The sequence below is a fragment of the Rhodovulum sp. ES.010 genome (assembly GCF_900142935.1).
Lineage (GTDB): Bacteria > Pseudomonadota > Alphaproteobacteria > Rhodobacterales > Rhodobacteraceae > Rhodovulum.
In genome coordinates, this window is the sequence record NZ_FSRS01000001.1 from 2,322,785 (window position 1) to 2,338,307 (window position 15,523).

The window sequence follows — 15,523 nt, forward strand, 5'->3', positions numbered from 1 at the left end:
ACGTAGCGCGGAGGCGGGCGGGGCCAAGCGATTGACGGGGGCCGGCCCACGGTCCACCGTGGCGCGGTGACGAGGGCGATCCTGATCCTTGGCGCGGCGCTGCGCGCCGATGGCCGGCCCGGCCCCGCGCTGATCCGGCGCGCGCGGCACGGCGCGGCGCTGTGGCAGCGCGCCCCGGCGGCGCTGGTGGTGGCGAGCGGGGCGGCGGGCGAGGCCGAGGCGATCGCGGCGATCTGCCGGGCGGCGGGGGTGCCCGAGGCGCGGATCGTGCTGGAGCGGGAGGCGCGCAACACCGCGCAGAACATCGCCTTTTCCGCGCCGCTGCTGGCCGCGCATGGCGTGACGGGGGTGACGCTGGTGACCGATTACTACCACCTGCCGCGGGCGCGCCTGCTGGCGCGGCGCGCGGGGCTTGCGGTCGCGCCGGCCGCGCCGCGGCACGGGGTGGGCCGCCCGCTGCGGCACCTGTGGACGCTCCTGCGCGAAGCGGCGGCCTATCTGGCGGCGCTTCTCGGCCTCAGCGGTAGACGTCGACCGTGACGTAGGCGCCCCGGCCGCCCTGCCCCCAGACCTGGACGAGGACCGTCGCGCCGCCGGCCACGATGTCGCGCGCGGCCGCCGGCGCGATCCAGCCCTGCATCAGCATCCGCTCCATGATCGCGCGGTTCTGGAAATCGCCGAAGAACGCGTCGCCCTGGTCGCCCGGGTCGCGCAGCCCGTAGCGGTGGACGTTCGCGCGGTCCTGGCGCAGGATCTGCCACGGCTCGGTCAGCCGCACGCCGCGCGAGTTGAACAGGTCCTGGCGGCCGATGACGGCCACGTAGTCCTCGAGAAGGGTCTGGGCACGGGCCGCGGGGCCGGCCAGGCACAGGGCGAGGCCGAGAACGGCCAGGCGCATCGGAAACGTCATCGGCGGGTCTCCCGAACGGCACGAACGGCGGAATCCTAGGGCACGGGCCGCCGCGCGCCTTGATCCCCGTCAAGACGGGACCCGCTAGTTGAAGGCGCCGAAGACGTCGTACATCACCGGCTCGAAGCTCTTGCAGAGTTCCGAGATGCGGCGGTTGCGGGCGCGCATCTCGTCGGAGCGCAGCATCGCCTGGAAATCCTCGCGCCGCTTCCACTGCGAGTAGTTGGCGATGCGGGTCTGGGCATCGTTCACATGCAGCCCCGCGCCGATGAAGCCGGGCTGCCGCGAGATGAAGTTGGTATAGGCGTCTTCCAGTTCGTCGAGCAGGTCCTGGCAGGTGCCGGGCGTCACCTCGAAGGTGGTGATGACGGTCTGCAGATCGGCATCGCGGGAAATCGTCGGCATGGGAAACTCCCTTGGGACTGGTTGGAAACGCTAGCGCAGCACGACGACCGAGCAGGGCGCGTGGCGCACGACGCGGGCGGCGGTGGAGCCGAGGAAATAGTCCTGCAGCCCCGGACGGTGGGAATGCATCACGATGCAGTCGACGCCGTGCCGCTCGGCATAGTCGACGATGGTCATGCCGGCATGGCCGGTCACAACCCGCACGTCGACATCGGAGGCCGCTTCCAGCTCTCCGGTCAGGTCGTGGCGGATCGACTCGCGGGTCTGCGCCTCCTGCCCCTCGGGCAGGTATTGCGCGACATAGGGCGGAATCGCTTCGGCGACCGTCAGCGCGGTGATCCGCCCGCCCTCGGCCCGCAGGCGGCGGGCCACCTCCAGCACCTCGTCGAGATGGGGGCCGTGATCCACGGCGACGGGAACGAGGATGTTCTTGTACACGGGTTTCGCCCTCCCTTGATCCGGTCAGGATCGCAGAGTGGCGCGCGGGCCTCCTTGACGCAAGTCATCCCCGTGCCGCAGCGAGCACCTCGCGCGCCAGGTCGGCGATCTCGGCGGCGGCCGGCCCCTTGCGGCCGGTTTCCTGCACGCCCTGCCCGTGGCCCAGCGTCTCGGCATAGGCGACGCGGTTGGCCAGCCGCGCCGCGGCCAGCGTGGCCGACAGCCCGGCGGCGGTTTCGGCCACCTCGGCGGCGAGGCGGGTGTTGGCCTTGATCCGGTTGAGCACCACCAGCGCCGCCTTGTCCTCGCGCCGGGCGAGGTCGAGCACGCCCTCGGTGGCCCACAGGTCGACATGGCTGACCGCGACGGGCACCAGCACCAGATCGGCGGCGCGCAGCGCCGGGCGCAGGTCGCTGTCGGCCTTGGGGGGCGTGTCGACCAGCACCACGTCATGGGCGCGGGCGAGCTTGGCGGTCTCGTATTCGACGCCCCAGGCCGAGGCGGTGGAGAATTCCATGTCGGGCGCCTCGCGCCCCTCGATCCGGGCCATGAACCAGCGCCCGAGGCTGCCCTGCGGGTCGGTGTCGATCAGCGCGACCCCCATGCCCTCGCGGGCGAAGGCCACGGCGAGATTGGCCGCGAGCGTCGTCTTGCCCGAGCCGCCCTTCTGCTGGGCGATGGTGATGATCGTGCCGGCCATGTCCGCCCCCGCCTCGCCTGCGCTGCGGCGCAGCATAGCGCGGGACGCAGGGCGGTTTCCAGTGCTATTCGGGGACGTGCTTGCCGACCGCCCAGCCGGTGCCGCCCAAAAGCCGCGCGGCGGTCTCCACCGGCAGGTCCTCGAGCGCCGAGCCCATCGAGTCGTTCCAGCGGTTGAGATAGCCGAACAGCGCGACGACCCCCATGATCTCGACGATGTCGCCGTCGGACCAGTGCGCCTTCAGGCGGGTCTCGATCTCGGGCGTCACCCCGTTCGGCACCTCGGCCGCGGCCCGGGCGAAGGCGAGCGCGGCCTTTTCCGCCCCGGTGAAATGCGGGGAGTCCTCGAAATCGCAGACGTCGCGCAGCCGGTCCTCGGTGGACCCGAAGCGTTCGGCGCCCAGGATCGTGTGCGCCTGGCAGTAGCGGCAACCGGAGGTGAAGCTGGTGACATAGCCGATCAGCCGCTTGAATTCGGGCGTGACGGCGCCGTGGCAGGTCATCACCGCGATGTTGAGCGCGGTGAAGGCGCGCGCGATCCCGGGCCGGTGCGCCATCGTGCGGACCGAGTTCGGCACGACGCCGAGCGGGCCCTTGAAGAATTGCACCTCGTCGCGCAGCTCCGGCGCCATCTCGTCTTCGTGCAGCGGTGCGACCAGCGCCATGGCGTTCCTCCCTCCGGGTTTCGTGGCAAGGCAAGCGCGCCGCGGCGGAAAAGGCAAGCGGCGCGCGGCTTGGTAAACGGATGGTTAACGTTTTCCGGCCGAGAGTGGCGGAAAACGGGTGCGGGATGCGACCGACCGTCTTGACAGCGCTGGCCCTCTGGCTCGCCGCGGCACCGCTGGCGCAGGCGGGCGCGTGGCTGCGCGAGGACGGCGCGGCGCTGCTGTCGTTTTCCCACGAGATCACGCAGCCGCGCGAGGGCGGCGACACCTTCGGCTACAGCACGCTCTACGGCGAATACGGGCTGACCGGGCGGGTCACCGTCGGGTTCGATATCGGCAAGGGCGATGCGTCGAGCGACTGGACGGCGCTGCTGTTCCTGCGGACGGGCCGCGAACTTGGCCGGCTGCCGGGGCGGGTCGCGCTGGAACTGGGCGTCGGCGCGGCCGGCATTCGCGAGATCGGCACCGAGGCGGTGCTGCAACCCGCGCTGAGTTGGGGCCACAGCTTCGAGACGGGCCTGGGCTGGGCCTGGGTCAATCTCGACGCCAAGGGGCTTTTCCACCTCGCCCCGAGTTCGGAGGCGGACCCCGGCACCATCGCCGGCCTGCCGCTGGCGATGCGCGAGGGCGTCAAGCTCGACCTCGCGCTGGGGCTGAACCTCGACGACCGCACCCGGCTGACCCTGGAAACGCGCTTCGAGCGGCCCGTGGACGGGGACGACACGCTGCGCCTGGTGCCGGGGATCGCACGGCGCCTGGGCGCGCGAAGCTGGATCACCCTGAGCGGGATCGTCGGGCTGCGGGATGACGAAACGATCGGCCTGATCCTCGGCAGCCGGATCGAATTCTGAGACCGGGAGGGGCCGATTCGGAACCATCCGCGACGATTCCGGGGCATTTGCGCCGCGCCGGAGACAATCCGGGGGGCATGCCGGGCATTGCCGCGCCCGCCGGGAGGAATAGCCGGTAAAATTTGACAGACATGCCGCCCTGCGCGTCAATGGGCCTCGTCCTCTGCAACCCGGGTGGGGGCCCGTGCAGATGTGACCGGACCGGAAGGACTGATCGCATGGGGTCCCTTGACCATCCTCACGCCCGCCGCGCAGGCGCCGCGGGCTATCCTGCCGCCGCCGGACAGATCGGGGCGCGCCCGCTGCTGCGCCGCTACGAGGTGACCGGAACGAGCGCCGATGGCCGGCGGCAGACTTTCGTGCGCGCGATGCCCGCCGATCCCCATCTCGACGAGGCCTTCGCCGCCTTCTCGCACGGCACGCTGATCGCGACGGCGGACGGGCCGGTCGCCGTCGAGGACCTGCAACCGGGGATGGCCCTGGCGACGGTCGACGCCGGGCCGCGGCGGCTGATGTGGATCGGCTCGACCGTGCTGGCCCCCAACGCCGAGGGCCGACCGCAGGACACGCCCGTGCTGACGCGGGTGACCGCCGACAGCCTGGGGCTGGGCCGGCCGATGCCCGACCTGGTGCTGGGCCCGCGGGCGCGGATGCTGTTCCGCCACCCGGCCTGCCGCGACCTTGTCGGCAGCGATGCCGCGTTCGCCCCGGCCTCGTCCTTCGTGGACGGGGTCGCGCTGATCGCGCTTCGGGCGGTGCGGCCGACGCGCGTGTTCCACCTGGCGCTGGAAAGCCAGCACATCCTGCGCGCCAACGGCGTGGAGGTCGAGAGCTACCACCCCGGCGAGAGCGCCGACAAGGTGATGGATTACGCCGCGCGGCTGAAATTCCTGGCGCTGTTTCCCCATCTCGACGGCTTCGACGGGTTCGGGCCGATGCCGCTGCCGCGGCTCACCGCGTTCGAGATGGATGCGATGCGGGCGGCCTGAGACCGGCGCTCAGGCCCAACGGCCCAGGCGTTCTTCCAGCACGTCGAAGGGCACGCCCGGCTGGTCCTTGGCGCAGCGGATCACCAGCGAGGTCTTGACGCTGGCCACGTTCTCGGCCGCGGTCAGTTCCTCGGTCAGGAATCTCTGGAAGGTCGAGAGGTCGGGGGCGACGCATTTCAGGATGAAATCCACCTCGCCGTTCAGCATGTGGCACTCGCGCACCAGCGGCCAGGCGCGGCAGCGGTTCTCGAACTTCGTCAGGTCCGCCTCGGCCTGGCTCTGCAGGCCCACCATGGCGAAGACCTGCACCTCGAAGCCCAGCGCGCGGCTGTCGACATCGGCATGGTAGCCGCGGACCAAGCCGGCCTCCTCCAGCGTGCGGACGCGGCGCAGGCAGGGCGGGGCCGAGATTCCGACGCGCCGGGCCAGTTCCACGTTGGTCATGCGGCCATCGGCCTGCAATTCGGCCAGGATCTTGCGGTCGATCGCGTCGAGTCTGGTGCCAGGCATCCTGCTCCCCTCGGATTTTTGCGGATAATAGGCACGCGCCGATCTGCGCGCAATAAAGTTTCGCCTTTGCGCAATATTTTGACGCGCACCGGAGGGGCCGGGATGCGGCGGATGGGCACGCCGGGTCTTTCAAGCGGGCGATGCCGCGTCTATATCGGGCGCCGGGCCCGGCCCGTTCACCACGAAGGAGACATGCCATGGGCGAGACGCGCCACGCGAAGGTTCTGATCATCGGCTCGGGTCCGGCGGGCTACACCGCCGGCGTCTATGCCGCGCGCGCGATGCTCGACCCGGTGCTGGTGCAGGGCATCCAGCCGGGCGGGCAACTGACGATCACCACCGAGGTGGAGAACTGGCCGGGCGAGGCCGAGATCCAGGGCCCCGAGCTGATGCAGAAGATGGAGGCCCACGCCAGGGCGATGGGCACCGAGATCGTGTCGGACCACATCTCGAGCGTCGATCTGTCCAAACGGCCGTTCACCGCCGTCGCCGACAGCGGCACCACCTTCACCTGCGACGCGCTGATCCTGGCGACCGGGGCGCAGGCGAAATGGCTGGGGCTGCCCTCGGAAGAGAAGTTCAAGGGCTTCGGCGTCTCGGCCTGTGCCACCTGCGACGGGTTCTTCTATCGCGGCCAGGAGGTCGCGGTGATCGGCGGCGGCAACGCCGCGGTGGAAGAGGCGCTGTTCCTGACCAATTTCGCCTCCAAGGTCACGCTGGTGCATCGCCGCGACGAGCTGCGCGCCGAAAAGGTGCTGCAGCACCGGCTGCTGAAGAACCCCAAGGTCGAGGTCCTGTGGGACCACGCGCTCGACGAGGTGGTCGGCACCGACGATCCCAAGGGGGTCGAGGGGATCCGCGTGCGCCATGTCCACACCGGCGCGGTGAGCGAACTGCCGGTCAAGGGCGTCTTCATCGCCATCGGCCACGCGCCCGCCTCGGAACTGGTGGCCGACCAGCTGGAGACGCATATGGGCGGCTATGTCGTGACCAAGCCCGATTCCACCGCCACCTCGATCCCCGGCGTCTTCGCCGCGGGCGACCTGACCGACCATGTCTACCGCCAGGCCGTGACGTCGGCGGGCATGGGCTGCATGGCCGCGCTGGAGGCCGAGAAGTTCCTGGCCGAGGCCGGCATCGACGAGGGCAAGGACGTGACCGAACCGCTCGGCTACGGCGCGCCGGTCGACGCCGCGTCCTGAAGCGGCGCGCGGCCCGCCCGCGCGCCGCAGCCGGCCGCACGGGTCCCCGGCGCGCGGGACCCGTGCCCCGACCGGGCACTGTTGCCCACAATCCGCGCCGCGCGCGCCCATTGTCTGGGGGCGGTTCGCATTTCGGTTGAACCGTGCTGCGCTTGCACGGTAAGGCGCGCGCGACGCCGGCGCCGCCCGGCCCGTTCGGCTTTGCCCCAAGGAGTCAGGTTTCCCGATGTCGCTTTCCAACCTTACCCCGATCCCCGAACTCTACGTGTCCCCCGAGAGCGCCCAGAAGCTCAAGTCCGAGGCGGGCGACCTGAAGAGCTGGGACCTGACGCCGCGCCAGATCTGCGACCTGGAGTTGCTGATGAACGGCGGCTTCCACCCGCTCAAGGGCTTTCTGGGCGAAGAGGATTACGACAGCGTCGTCGAGAAGATGCGGCTGGCCGATGGCACGCTGTGGCCGATGCCGATCACGCTGGACGTGTCCGAGGAGTTCGCCGCCGGGCTGGAGGTGGGCCAGGACATCGCGCTGCGCGACCAGGAGGGCGTGATCCTCGCGATCCTGTCGGTCACCGACTGCTGGACGCCCGACAAGCACCGCGAGGCCGAAAAGGTGTTCGGCGCCGACGACCTGGCGCATCCGGCGGTGAACTACCTGCACCACAGCGCGGGCAAGGTCTATCTGGGCGGGCCGGTGACCGGCATCCAGCAGCCGGTGCATTACGATTTCCGCGGCCGCCGCGACACGCCGAACGAGCTGCGCGCCCATTTCCGCAAGCTGGGCTGGCGCCGCATCGTGGCGTTCCAGACCCGCAACCCGCTGCACCGGGCGCATCAGGAACTGACCTTCCGCGCCGCCAAGGAAGCGCAGGCGAACCTGCTGATCCACCCCGTGGTCGGCATGACGAAACCGGGCGACGTGGACCATTTCACCCGCGTGCGCTGCTACGAGGCGGTGCTGGACAAGTATCCGCAGGCGACCACCACGATGAGCCTTCTGAACCTGGCGATGCGGATGGCCGGCCCGCGCGAGGCGGTCTGGCACGGGCTGATCCGCAAGAACCACGGCGTGACCCATTTCATCGTCGGCCGCGACCATGCCGGCCCCGGCAAGAACAGCGCGGGCGAGGATTTCTACGGCCCTTATGACGCGCAGGAGCTGTTCAAGGAATACCAGGACGAGATCGGCATCGAGATGGTGCCCTTCAAGCACATGGTCTATGTGCAGGAACGCGCGCAATACGAGCCCGCCGACGAGATCGAGGAGGGCGTGACCGTCCTGAACATATCGGGGACGGAACTGCGCCGCCGTCTGGCCGAGGGGCTGGAGATCCCCGACTGGTTCTCGTTCCCCGAGGTGGTGAACGAGCTGCGCAAGACCCGCCCGCCCCGGGCGCAACAGGGCTTCACCGTGTTCTTCACGGGGCTGTCGGGGTCGGGCAAGTCCACCATCGCCAACGCGCTGATGGTCAAGCTGATGGAGATGGGCGGGCGTCCGGTCACGCTGCTTGACGGGGACGTGGTGCGGAAACACCTGTCCTCGGAACTGGGCTTTTCCAAGGAACACCGCGACATCAACATCCGCCGGATCGGCTATGTCGCGAGCGAGATCACCAAGAACGGCGGCATCGCGCTGTGTGCGCCCATCGCGCCCTACACCGCGACGCGGCGCGCCGTGCGCGAGATGATCGAGCAATACGGCGCCTTCTGCGAGGTGCATGTCGCCACGCCTCTGGAAGAATGCGAACGCCGCGACCGCAAGGGGCTCTACAAGCTCGCGCGCGAGGGCAAGATCAAGGAGTTCACCGGGATTTCCGACCCCTACGAGGAACCCGAGACCCCGGAACTCCGCGTCGACACCTCCGGGGTGGACGTGGACAACTGCGCCCACCAGGTGCTGCTGAAGCTGGAACAGCTGGGGCTGATCTCGGGCAACTGGGGCCGCGTCTCGCTGTAGCGGGGCCGGGCGGCGCGGGGCGCGCGATGCTCGTCGTCAGCCTGACCTCGATCCCGCCGCGCTTCTCGGGCCTCGGGCCGGTGCTGGAGTCGATCCTCGCCCAGCGCCGCCGCCCGGACCGGGTGATCCTGGCCCTGCCCCGCGCCTATCGGCGGTTCCCCGGCGCGGTGGAGGCGCCGCCGCTGCCCGAAGGCGTCGAACTGGTGTGGAGCGCGCGCGATCTCGGCCCCGCCACGAAGGTCCTGCCGGCCGCCCGCACCGTCGGCCCCGACGCGGACCTTGTCTATTGCGACGACGATTGCCTTTACGGCCCCGGCTGGACCGCCGCGCTTGTGGCTGCGCGGCAGGGGCGCGAGGTGGTCGCGGCCTCCGGCTTTCCGGTGACCTGTCTGCGCCGCCGCTCGCCGGGGCTGGGCGAGGCCGATATCGCGCAGGGCTTTTCGGGGGTTCTGATCTCGCCGGACATGATCCCGCCCGAGGCGCATGACATCCCCGCGCCCGCCTGGGCGGTCGACGATATCTGGCTGTCGGGGCAGTACGCGGCGCAGGGCCTGCCGATCCGCCTGGCGCCGGCGGCGCGGGCCGCGTGCGTGCCGCTGGCGCGGCCGGCCGCGCTGCAGGACGCGCGGATCGGCGGCCGCACCCGCGCCGAGGCCAACGCCGCGGCCGCGCAGACGATCCATGCCCGGCACGGCCTGTGGCCGCCGAGCGATTAGCGGAGGTCTACGGAGACGGGCCGCGGGGAGGCCGGTCAGGCCGCGCCGCCCGCGCGACGGCCCGCCGGCTCAATGCACGTGGACGGGCGCGAGGTCGTTCTGCCGCGCCAGCACGAAGGCCATGTCGCGGTCGCGCACAAGGGCCAGCCGCTCGCCGCTGGCGTCGTGCACCGCGTAGAGCTCGTCCAGCCCCTCGGCCTCTTGCCGCACCTCTTCGGGCAGATCGGCCACCCGCACGGGACGCACATAGACGATGCGCTCGCCCGCTTCGGGCAGGAAGTCGTACTCGGTATCCATCGGTTTCCCTCCTGTTGCCTAGGCCTTTCGGATATCGATCTTCTGAACGACGCTTTCGGGCACCGCGCGTTGCAAATCCACGTGCAGAAGACCGTTCTCCATCGTCGCGCCCGAGACCTCGACACCGTCGGCCAGCACGAAGCTGCGCTGGAACTGGCGCGCGGCGATGCCGCGATGCAGGAAGACGCGGTCGGCCGCGTCCTCGGCCTGCCGGCCGCGGATCACCAACTGGCGATCCTCCACCGTGATCGAGAGATCGTCCTCGCGGAAGCCCGCCACCGCGAGCGTGATGCGGTAGCTCGTCTCCGAGGTCTGCTCGATGTTGAAGGGAGGATACCCCTCGTTCCCGGACTTTGCGGTCCGTTCCACGAGGCGTTCGAGTTGCTCGAATCCCAGCAGGAAGGGATGCGAGCCGAGGGTGAGTTTCGTCATGTGTGCAAGCCCTTGAACAAGCGACCTGGTCTTTGGGATGACCCCGCGGCGGCGGCAGTCTGCACAAAATATGGGGGCCGCCCCGCCGCCCCGCAAGACCGGCTTCCCGCCTCGCCCGAAAAAGGCTATGTTAACACTCTCGGAACATGCGCCGACTCATCCCGGGAGACCGATGAACATCGCCAGTGAAATGAACTCCGAAGAGGTTCTGCAGGTGAAGCTGGAGGTCCTGCGCCGCAAGCACAGCGATCTCGACGAAGCGATCCGGGCGCTTCAGGAGCGGGGGACGGTCGATTCCCTCACGCTAATGCGGCTCAAGCGCGAAAAACTGGCGCTGAAGGACCAGATCGCGCTGGTCGAGGACCAGCTGACGCCCGACATCATTGCGTAGGCCCCGCGCACGGCTATAGTGCCCGCTCGCACGGATGAGGGGGCGCATATGGCGGATGTGGACGTGGGCATCATCATGGGCAGCCAGTCGGACTGGCCCACGATGAAGGAGGCGGCGGAAATCCTCGACACGCTGGGGGTGGCCTTCGAGGCGCGCATCGTCTCGGCCCACCGCACGCCGGACCGGCTGTGGGACTATGGCAAGGGCGCCGTCGCGCGTGGGCTGAAGGTCATCGTCGCGGGCGCGGGGGGCGCGGCGCACCTGCCCGGCATGATCGCGTCCAAGACCCGCCTGCCGGTGATCGGGGTGCCGGTCCAGACCCGCGCGCTGTCGGGGGTCGACAGCCTGTATTCCATCGTCCAGATGCCGCGCGGCTTTCCGGTCGCCACCATGGCGATCGGCGCGGCCGGCGCGGCCAATGCGGGGCTGATGGCCGCCGAAATCCTGGCCGTGTCCGATCCCGCGCTCGCCGAGCGGCTGGAGCGCTGGCGCGCCGAGCTGTCGGCCTCGATCCCCGAGGTGCCCGCCGATGACTGACGCGCTCGCCCCCGGCGCCACGATCGGGATTCTCGGCGGCGGCCAGCTGGGCCGGATGCTGTCGGCCGCCGCCGCCCGCCTCGGCTTCCGCTGCCATGTCTACGAACCCGGCGCCGAACCGCCCGCGGCCGATGTCGCCCATCGCGTCACCACCGCCGCCTATGACGACACGCAGGCGCTGGCCGGGTTCGCGGCCTCGGTCGACGTCGTGACCTACGAGTTCGAGAACATCCCCACCGCCGCGCTGGACGCGCTTGAGGCCGCGGTGCCGATCCGCCCGAACCGCCGCACCCTGGCCGTCAGCCAGGACAGGCTGACCGAAAAGGCCTTCCTTTCCGAGCGCGGCATCGGCACCGCGCCCTTCGCCGCCGTCGACGACGAGGTGGACCTGGCCGAGGCGATGGAGGAGATCGGCCTGCCCGCGATCCTCAAGACCCGCCGCTTCGGCTATGACGGCAAGGGCCAGGCGCGGATCGCGCAGCCCGAGGACGCCGCCGCCGCGCTGGCCGCGATGGCGGGCGCGCCGGCGATCTACGAGGGATTCGTCGACTTCACCCAGGAGATCTCGGTGATCGCCGCGCGCGGGCTTTCGGGCGAGGTCGCCTGCTACGATCCCGGCACCAATGTCCACCGCGAGGGCATCCTGCGGACCACGACCGTGCCCGCGCCGCTGTCGACCGCCCAGCGCACCGACGCGGTGCTGCTGGCGGGCCGCATCCTCAACGCGCTCGACTATGTCGGCGTGATGGGGGTGGAGCTGTTCGTCACGCCCGGGGGCCTGTTGGTCAACGAGATCGCGCCGCGCGTCCACAATTCCGGGCACTGGACGCAGAACGGCTGTGTCATCGACCAGTTCGAACAGCATGTCCGCGCCATCGCGGGCTGGCCGCTGGGCGACGGCACGCGCCATTCCGACATCGAGATGGAGAACCTGATCGGCGACGATGTCGACAAGGTGCCGGCGCTGGCGCGCGATCCGGCGGTGGCGCTCCACCTCTATGGCAAGGCCGAGACGCGGGCGGGGCGCAAGATGGGGCACGCGAACCGCCGCCTCGGGCCGGCCTCACTCTAGAAGCCGCTCCAGCGCCCGGCCGAAGCCGAGTTCCGGCCGGAACCGCCCGGTTCGCAGGAAGGCGAGCGTCTGCGCGATCACGCGGGGGTCGTTCATCATGAAGGTGTGGCTGACCGGCAGCGTCAGGTGCGCGGCCATCCCCTGAACCCGTGTCGAGGCGACCGAGACCTTGCCGTCGTCCGGCCCCGGGATCAGCGCGGAGTAGAGCGGGTTGAGGCTTCGGTTGCCGGCGATGACCCCCAGCGGGAAGTCCACCGGCCCCAGCCGGTTCGGCAGGCTGCGCGGCCCGGTGCCCAGTTGCAGGCCGGCCGGGCCGTTGACCCAGGCGAACGCCTCGTAGTCGCCCAGCGCGTCGACGAGTTCCGAGCCGGAATTGGGCGGCGCCAGCATCACCACCCGCCCGAGGGTCTCGGGCCGGGTGTCGGTGAGCCACAGGCGCACCAGGATGCCGCCCATGGAATGCGTGACGACATGCACCCGCGCCACCGGCCCGCACGCGGCGAAGGCCCGCGGCAGGACGGCCGTCAGCTCGCCGATCGGCGCCTCTGTCGAGGGGTAGCCGGCATTGACCACGCGAAACCCCTGATGCGCCAGCGCCCGTTCCATCAGGAACAGCGAGTCCGGGCTGCGCGCGAGCCCGTGCAGCAGCACCACGCAATCGGCGCGCGCGGGGGACGCGAGGGCCAGCAGCAGCAGCAGACAGGACAGCCGCAGCATGGCGACCGTCCGGGCCGTGCCGCGCGCGGGTCCGAGAGGGTGGCGTGTGGCCCCGCCCGCCGGTCGCCGCCCGGCGCCCTGTCCCGGCGCGCGCGCGACACCGTCACGGCAGGCCGGTGCGGCACCGAAACGGCGGCCCGCCCCGGGCCCGCTCATGGGCGCGGCACGCGGCGGTCCCGGCGTCTCACGCGCCGAAGGCCCGCGGGTAGACGAGGCGTGCAACCGGCGGCTCCCCCTCGACACTCGGCTCATGGAGCCCGGTATATTCCAGCGGGTAGGGCGAGACCAGGCGCGCGGCCCGGCCGACCGAAAAGCCGAAACGCGCGTAGTATCCGGGCTCGCCCAGCACGACCACCGGCGCCTCGGCGACCTCGAGCGCGGCGTGGATCAGCCGGCTGCCGAGGCCGAGACCCTGCGAGGCCGGGGCCACCGCGACCGGGGCCAGCGCCAGCCAGCCCTCGGGCTCGACCATGCGCACAAGGGCGAGATAGGCGCGCACCTCCTCGGCCCCGGTGACGATCACCATCTCGCGCGCCATCGCGCCATCGGCCCGCAGCGCCTCGACGAGCCGCGCCTCGTCGGGGCGGCCGAAGGCGTCGGTCAACAGCCGGGCGATGGCGCCGTAGTCGGTTGCGGTGGCCGGACGAATGGTCATGGGACGAGCCTAGCAAAGCACGCCGCGCGGTGCGGGGCCCAGATTGCCGCAGCCCCCCGGGGGCCGCGCCCGGGGCCAAACGGCCCTCGCCCCCCGCGCGCGGGCGGGATAGGAAGAGCGGCATGGAAACAGTCCCCCCGCTCGACATCTTCCTCGCCGCGCCGCCCGGACTCGAAGAGAGCCTGGCGGAGGAGGCCCGCGAAAAGGGCTTCGACGCGCCCGCCGCGGTTCCGGGCGGCGTCACCACGCGCGGCGACTGGCCCGAGGTGTGGCGCGCCAATCTCGACCTCCGGGGCGCGACGCGGGTGCTGGTGCGGATCGCCGCGTTCCGCGCCTTCCACCTCGCGCAGCTGGACAAGCGGGCCCGCAAGGTGCCCTGGGCCGAGGTGCTGCGCCCGGACGTGCCGGTGCGCGTCGAGGCCACTTGCCGCGGCTCGAAGATCTACCATGCCGGGGCCGCCGCCCAGCGCATCGAACGGGCCGTCGCCGGGGACCTCGGCGCCCCCGTGGCGGCGGAGGCGCCGATTCGGCTCATGGTGCGGATCGAGGACAATCTCTGCACGATCAGCGTCGACAGCTCGGGCGAGCCGCTGCACCGGCGCGGGCACAAGCAGGCCACCGGCAAGGCGCCCCTGCGCGAGACGCTGGCGGCGCATTTCCTGCGGCAATGCGGCTATCGCGGCACCGAACCGGTGCTGGACCCGATGTGCGGCTCGGGCACAGTCGTGATCGAGGCGGCCGAGATCGCGGCGGGGCTGTCGCCGGGCCGGTCGCGCGGCTTCGCCTTCGAGAACCTGGCGCGTTTCGACCCCGCGGCGTGGGCCACGCTGCGCGGCGCCCGCGCGCCCGCCCCGCCGCCCTTCAGGTTCCACGGCTTCGACCGCGACGCCGGGGCCGTCGCGGCAAGTCGCGACAACGCGGAAAGGGCCGGTGTCGCGGGGGTCACCGCCTTCGCCCGGCAACCGATCTCGGCGCTGGCCCGGCCCGACGGCCCGCCGGGCCTGGTGATGGTGAACCCGCCCTATGGCGGGCGGATCGGCAACCGCAAGCTGCTCTACGCGCTTTACGGCACGCTGGGCGAGGTCCTGAAGGCGCGGTTCTCCGGCTGGCGCGTCGGGCTCGTCACCAGCGAGCCCGCGCTGGCGCGCGCCACCGGGCTGCCGGGCCTGGAGTCCGGCCCGCCGGTGCCGCATGGCGGGCTGAAGGTTCAGCTTTTCCGCACCGGGCCGCTGCCCTGATCACTCGGCGCTGGCCACCTGCACCCCGGCCATCCGGGCCATGACCTGTTCGTAGGTCCGCCCCACCGGCGTCGGACGCAGGTTGTCGTCGACGAGGTTGATCTTCGGCGTGCGGCCTTTCCACGGATAGGGGTTCGCCGCGAACCAGGCGTAGCGTTCGACGAAGGGCAGCCGCTCCATCATCGCCATCGCGGAGGCGGCAAAGGCGGCGTTCCTGTCATAGCTTGCGCGCCCCGGCCGGCTCCAGTCGATAAAGGCGAATTCCGTCACCCAGATCGGCCGGCGGTATTCGCGGTGAACCTGCGTGAGCCAGCGCCGGAAGGCGTCCACGTCGCCATCGGTGGTGTAGTAGTGCACGGCCATGAAATCGACGCGCAGGCCGCGCCGCTCGACCTCGGCCATGAAGCGGCCCTGCCAGGAGTTCGGCCCCAGCGTCTCGTGCGTCGAGGTGGAGGGGCTGCCAAGCCGCAGGCCCCGCGCCTCCAGCCTGGGCCAGAGGGCGATCGCCTCGGCGACGGACATGCCCGCCTGGTGGGGGCCGCCATAGCCGTCCGGCTCGTTGAAGCCCAGCAGCGCGGAGACGCGGCGATCCGAGCGGATCGGGGCGTTCACGTCTTTCGCGCTGTGGATCATCGGCACGAATTCGACATCGCGGCGGTGCCGCTGACGCGACCAGATCTGGTCCGTTCGCCAGTTGTAGTACCAGCCGAGCCCCGGCGTTTCCTCGATCCACCGGATCATCGTGTAGCGCGGATTCTCCCACGCACCGACCCCGGCCTTCTGCGCCAGCGCCGGATTCGACAGCAAAAATACCCCCACCACGATTAGGAGAAGAGTCCTGACCA

At 70.9% G+C, this 15,523-nt stretch carries 21 protein-coding genes; 10 read left to right on the forward strand and 11 right to left on the reverse strand.

Annotated elements, in window-relative coordinates; all coding sequences use genetic code 11:
* Positions 1–66 precede the first annotated feature (66 nt).
* Positions 67–540 (forward strand): YdcF family protein, encoded by a 474-nt coding sequence (locus BUR28_RS11325; protein ID WP_074220222.1) that lies wholly within the window; start codon positions 67–69, stop codon positions 538–540.
* Here the strand turns inward: BUR28_RS11325 and BUR28_RS11330 are convergent.
* The 5 genes from BUR28_RS11330 to BUR28_RS11350 form a co-directional block, all read right to left on the reverse strand.
* Positions 518–910 carry a hypothetical protein gene (locus tag BUR28_RS11330; RefSeq protein WP_254813733.1) on the reverse strand — a complete coding sequence of 131 codons (393 nt, stop codon included), beginning with the start codon at positions 908–910 and terminating at the stop codon, positions 518–520. The genes BUR28_RS11325 and BUR28_RS11330 overlap by 23 nt on opposite strands.
* Positions 911–994: 84 nt before the next feature.
* Entirely contained in the window at positions 995–1,315 is a 321-nt protein-coding gene (locus tag BUR28_RS11335) for an antibiotic biosynthesis monooxygenase family protein (protein WP_074220223.1), read from the reverse strand.
* Between the two features lie 30 nt (positions 1,316–1,345).
* Complete coding sequence (locus tag BUR28_RS11340; protein WP_074220224.1) at positions 1,346–1,753, reverse strand: universal stress protein; 408 nt, start codon at positions 1,751–1,753, stop codon at positions 1,346–1,348.
* A 64-nt stretch (positions 1,754–1,817) separates the two neighbouring features.
* Positions 1,818–2,453, reverse strand: coding sequence for a ParA family partition ATPase (parA, locus tag BUR28_RS11345; RefSeq protein ID WP_074221615.1), 636 nt, complete (start codon positions 2,451–2,453; stop codon positions 1,818–1,820).
* Between the two features lie 64 nt (positions 2,454–2,517).
* Positions 2,518–3,117, reverse strand: a complete 600-nt coding sequence (locus BUR28_RS11350) for a carboxymuconolactone decarboxylase family protein (protein ID WP_074220225.1) — start codon at positions 3,115–3,117, stop codon at positions 2,518–2,520.
* A gap of 125 nt (positions 3,118–3,242) precedes the next feature.
* Here BUR28_RS11350 and BUR28_RS11355 point away from each other — a divergent pair, with 125 nt between their 5' ends.
* Both BUR28_RS11355 and BUR28_RS11360 read left to right on the forward strand, forming a co-directional pair.
* On the forward strand, positions 3,243–3,968 hold the full coding sequence (locus BUR28_RS11355; protein WP_074220226.1) for a hypothetical protein: 726 nt from the start codon (positions 3,243–3,245) through the stop codon (positions 3,966–3,968).
* A gap of 218 nt (positions 3,969–4,186) precedes the next feature.
* Complete coding sequence (locus tag BUR28_RS11360) at positions 4,187–4,957, forward strand: Hint domain-containing protein (RefSeq protein ID WP_175566941.1); 771 nt, start codon at positions 4,187–4,189, stop codon at positions 4,955–4,957.
* A gap of 9 nt (positions 4,958–4,966) precedes the next feature.
* Here the strand turns inward: BUR28_RS11360 and BUR28_RS11365 are convergent, their stop codons facing one another.
* Positions 4,967–5,467 (reverse strand): Lrp/AsnC family transcriptional regulator, encoded by a 501-nt coding sequence (locus BUR28_RS11365; RefSeq protein WP_074220227.1) that lies wholly within the window; start codon positions 5,465–5,467, stop codon positions 4,967–4,969.
* 197 nt (positions 5,468–5,664) lie between these two features.
* Between BUR28_RS11365 and trxB the strand changes: the two genes are divergently transcribed.
* The 3 genes from trxB to BUR28_RS20105 all read left to right on the forward strand — a co-directional run bounded on the left by trxB (position 5,665) and on the right by BUR28_RS20105 (position 9,339).
* A complete protein-coding gene (trxB, locus tag BUR28_RS11370) occupies positions 5,665–6,669 on the forward strand; it encodes a thioredoxin-disulfide reductase (RefSeq protein WP_074220228.1) in 1,005 nt (334 codons plus the stop codon).
* Between the two features lie 226 nt (positions 6,670–6,895).
* Positions 6,896–8,623, forward strand: a complete 1,728-nt coding sequence (locus BUR28_RS11375; protein ID WP_074220229.1) for a bifunctional sulfate adenylyltransferase/adenylylsulfate kinase — start codon at positions 6,896–6,898, stop codon at positions 8,621–8,623.
* A gap of 26 nt (positions 8,624–8,649) precedes the next feature.
* On the forward strand, positions 8,650–9,339 hold the full coding sequence (locus tag BUR28_RS20105) for a glycosyltransferase family A protein (protein WP_074220230.1): 690 nt from the start codon (positions 8,650–8,652) through the stop codon (positions 9,337–9,339).
* A 69-nt stretch (positions 9,340–9,408) separates the two neighbouring features.
* On the opposite strand, the gene BUR28_RS11385 is transcribed toward BUR28_RS20105, so the two are convergent.
* Positions 9,409–9,636, reverse strand: a complete 228-nt coding sequence (locus BUR28_RS11385) for a DUF1150 family protein (RefSeq protein ID WP_074220231.1) — start codon at positions 9,634–9,636, stop codon at positions 9,409–9,411.
* Positions 9,637–9,654: 18 nt separating this feature from the next.
* Positions 9,655–10,068, reverse strand: coding sequence for an Hsp20 family protein (locus BUR28_RS11390; protein ID WP_074220232.1), 414 nt, complete (start codon positions 10,066–10,068; stop codon positions 9,655–9,657).
* Positions 10,069–10,240: 172 nt separating this feature from the next.
* Here BUR28_RS11390 and BUR28_RS11395 point away from each other — a divergent pair, with 172 nt between their 5' ends.
* Genes BUR28_RS11395 through BUR28_RS11405 form a run of 3 tightly spaced genes read left to right on the forward strand, consistent with a single transcriptional unit; the run spans position 10,241 to position 12,068 of the window.
* A complete protein-coding gene (locus BUR28_RS11395; protein ID WP_074220233.1) occupies positions 10,241–10,459 on the forward strand; it encodes a YdcH family protein in 219 nt (72 codons plus the stop codon).
* Positions 10,460–10,507: 48 nt separating this feature from the next.
* Complete coding sequence (purE, locus tag BUR28_RS11400; protein WP_074220234.1) at positions 10,508–10,996, forward strand: 5-(carboxyamino)imidazole ribonucleotide mutase; 489 nt, start codon at positions 10,508–10,510, stop codon at positions 10,994–10,996.
* The gene (locus BUR28_RS11405) at positions 10,989–12,068 is read left to right on the forward strand and encodes a 5-(carboxyamino)imidazole ribonucleotide synthase (RefSeq protein WP_074220235.1); all 1,080 of its coding nucleotides are present in this window, start codon (positions 10,989–10,991) and stop codon (positions 12,066–12,068) included. Before purE ends, BUR28_RS11405 begins: the two co-directional genes overlap by 8 nt.
* Here BUR28_RS11405 and BUR28_RS11410 read toward each other — a convergent pair.
* Both BUR28_RS11410 and BUR28_RS11415 read right to left on the reverse strand, forming a co-directional pair.
* Positions 12,060–12,785 carry a lipase family protein gene (locus BUR28_RS11410; RefSeq protein ID WP_074220236.1) on the reverse strand — a complete coding sequence of 242 codons (726 nt, stop codon included), beginning with the start codon at positions 12,783–12,785 and terminating at the stop codon, positions 12,060–12,062. The genes BUR28_RS11405 and BUR28_RS11410 overlap by 9 nt on opposite strands.
* Before the next feature lie 184 nt (positions 12,786–12,969).
* Positions 12,970–13,440, reverse strand: coding sequence for a GNAT family N-acetyltransferase (locus BUR28_RS11415; RefSeq protein WP_074220237.1), 471 nt, complete (start codon positions 13,438–13,440; stop codon positions 12,970–12,972).
* A gap of 122 nt (positions 13,441–13,562) precedes the next feature.
* Here BUR28_RS11415 and BUR28_RS11420 point away from each other — a divergent pair, with 122 nt between their 5' ends.
* The gene (locus tag BUR28_RS11420) at positions 13,563–14,678 is read left to right on the forward strand and encodes a THUMP domain-containing class I SAM-dependent RNA methyltransferase (RefSeq protein ID WP_074220238.1); all 1,116 of its coding nucleotides are present in this window, start codon (positions 13,563–13,565) and stop codon (positions 14,676–14,678) included.
* On the opposite strand, the gene BUR28_RS11425 is transcribed toward BUR28_RS11420, so the two are convergent.
* Positions 14,679–15,500: a glycosyl hydrolase gene (locus BUR28_RS11425; protein ID WP_254813734.1), complete on the reverse strand. Its 822-nt coding sequence runs from the start codon at positions 15,498–15,500 to the stop codon at positions 14,679–14,681.
* Positions 15,501–15,523: the final 23 nt, after the last annotated feature.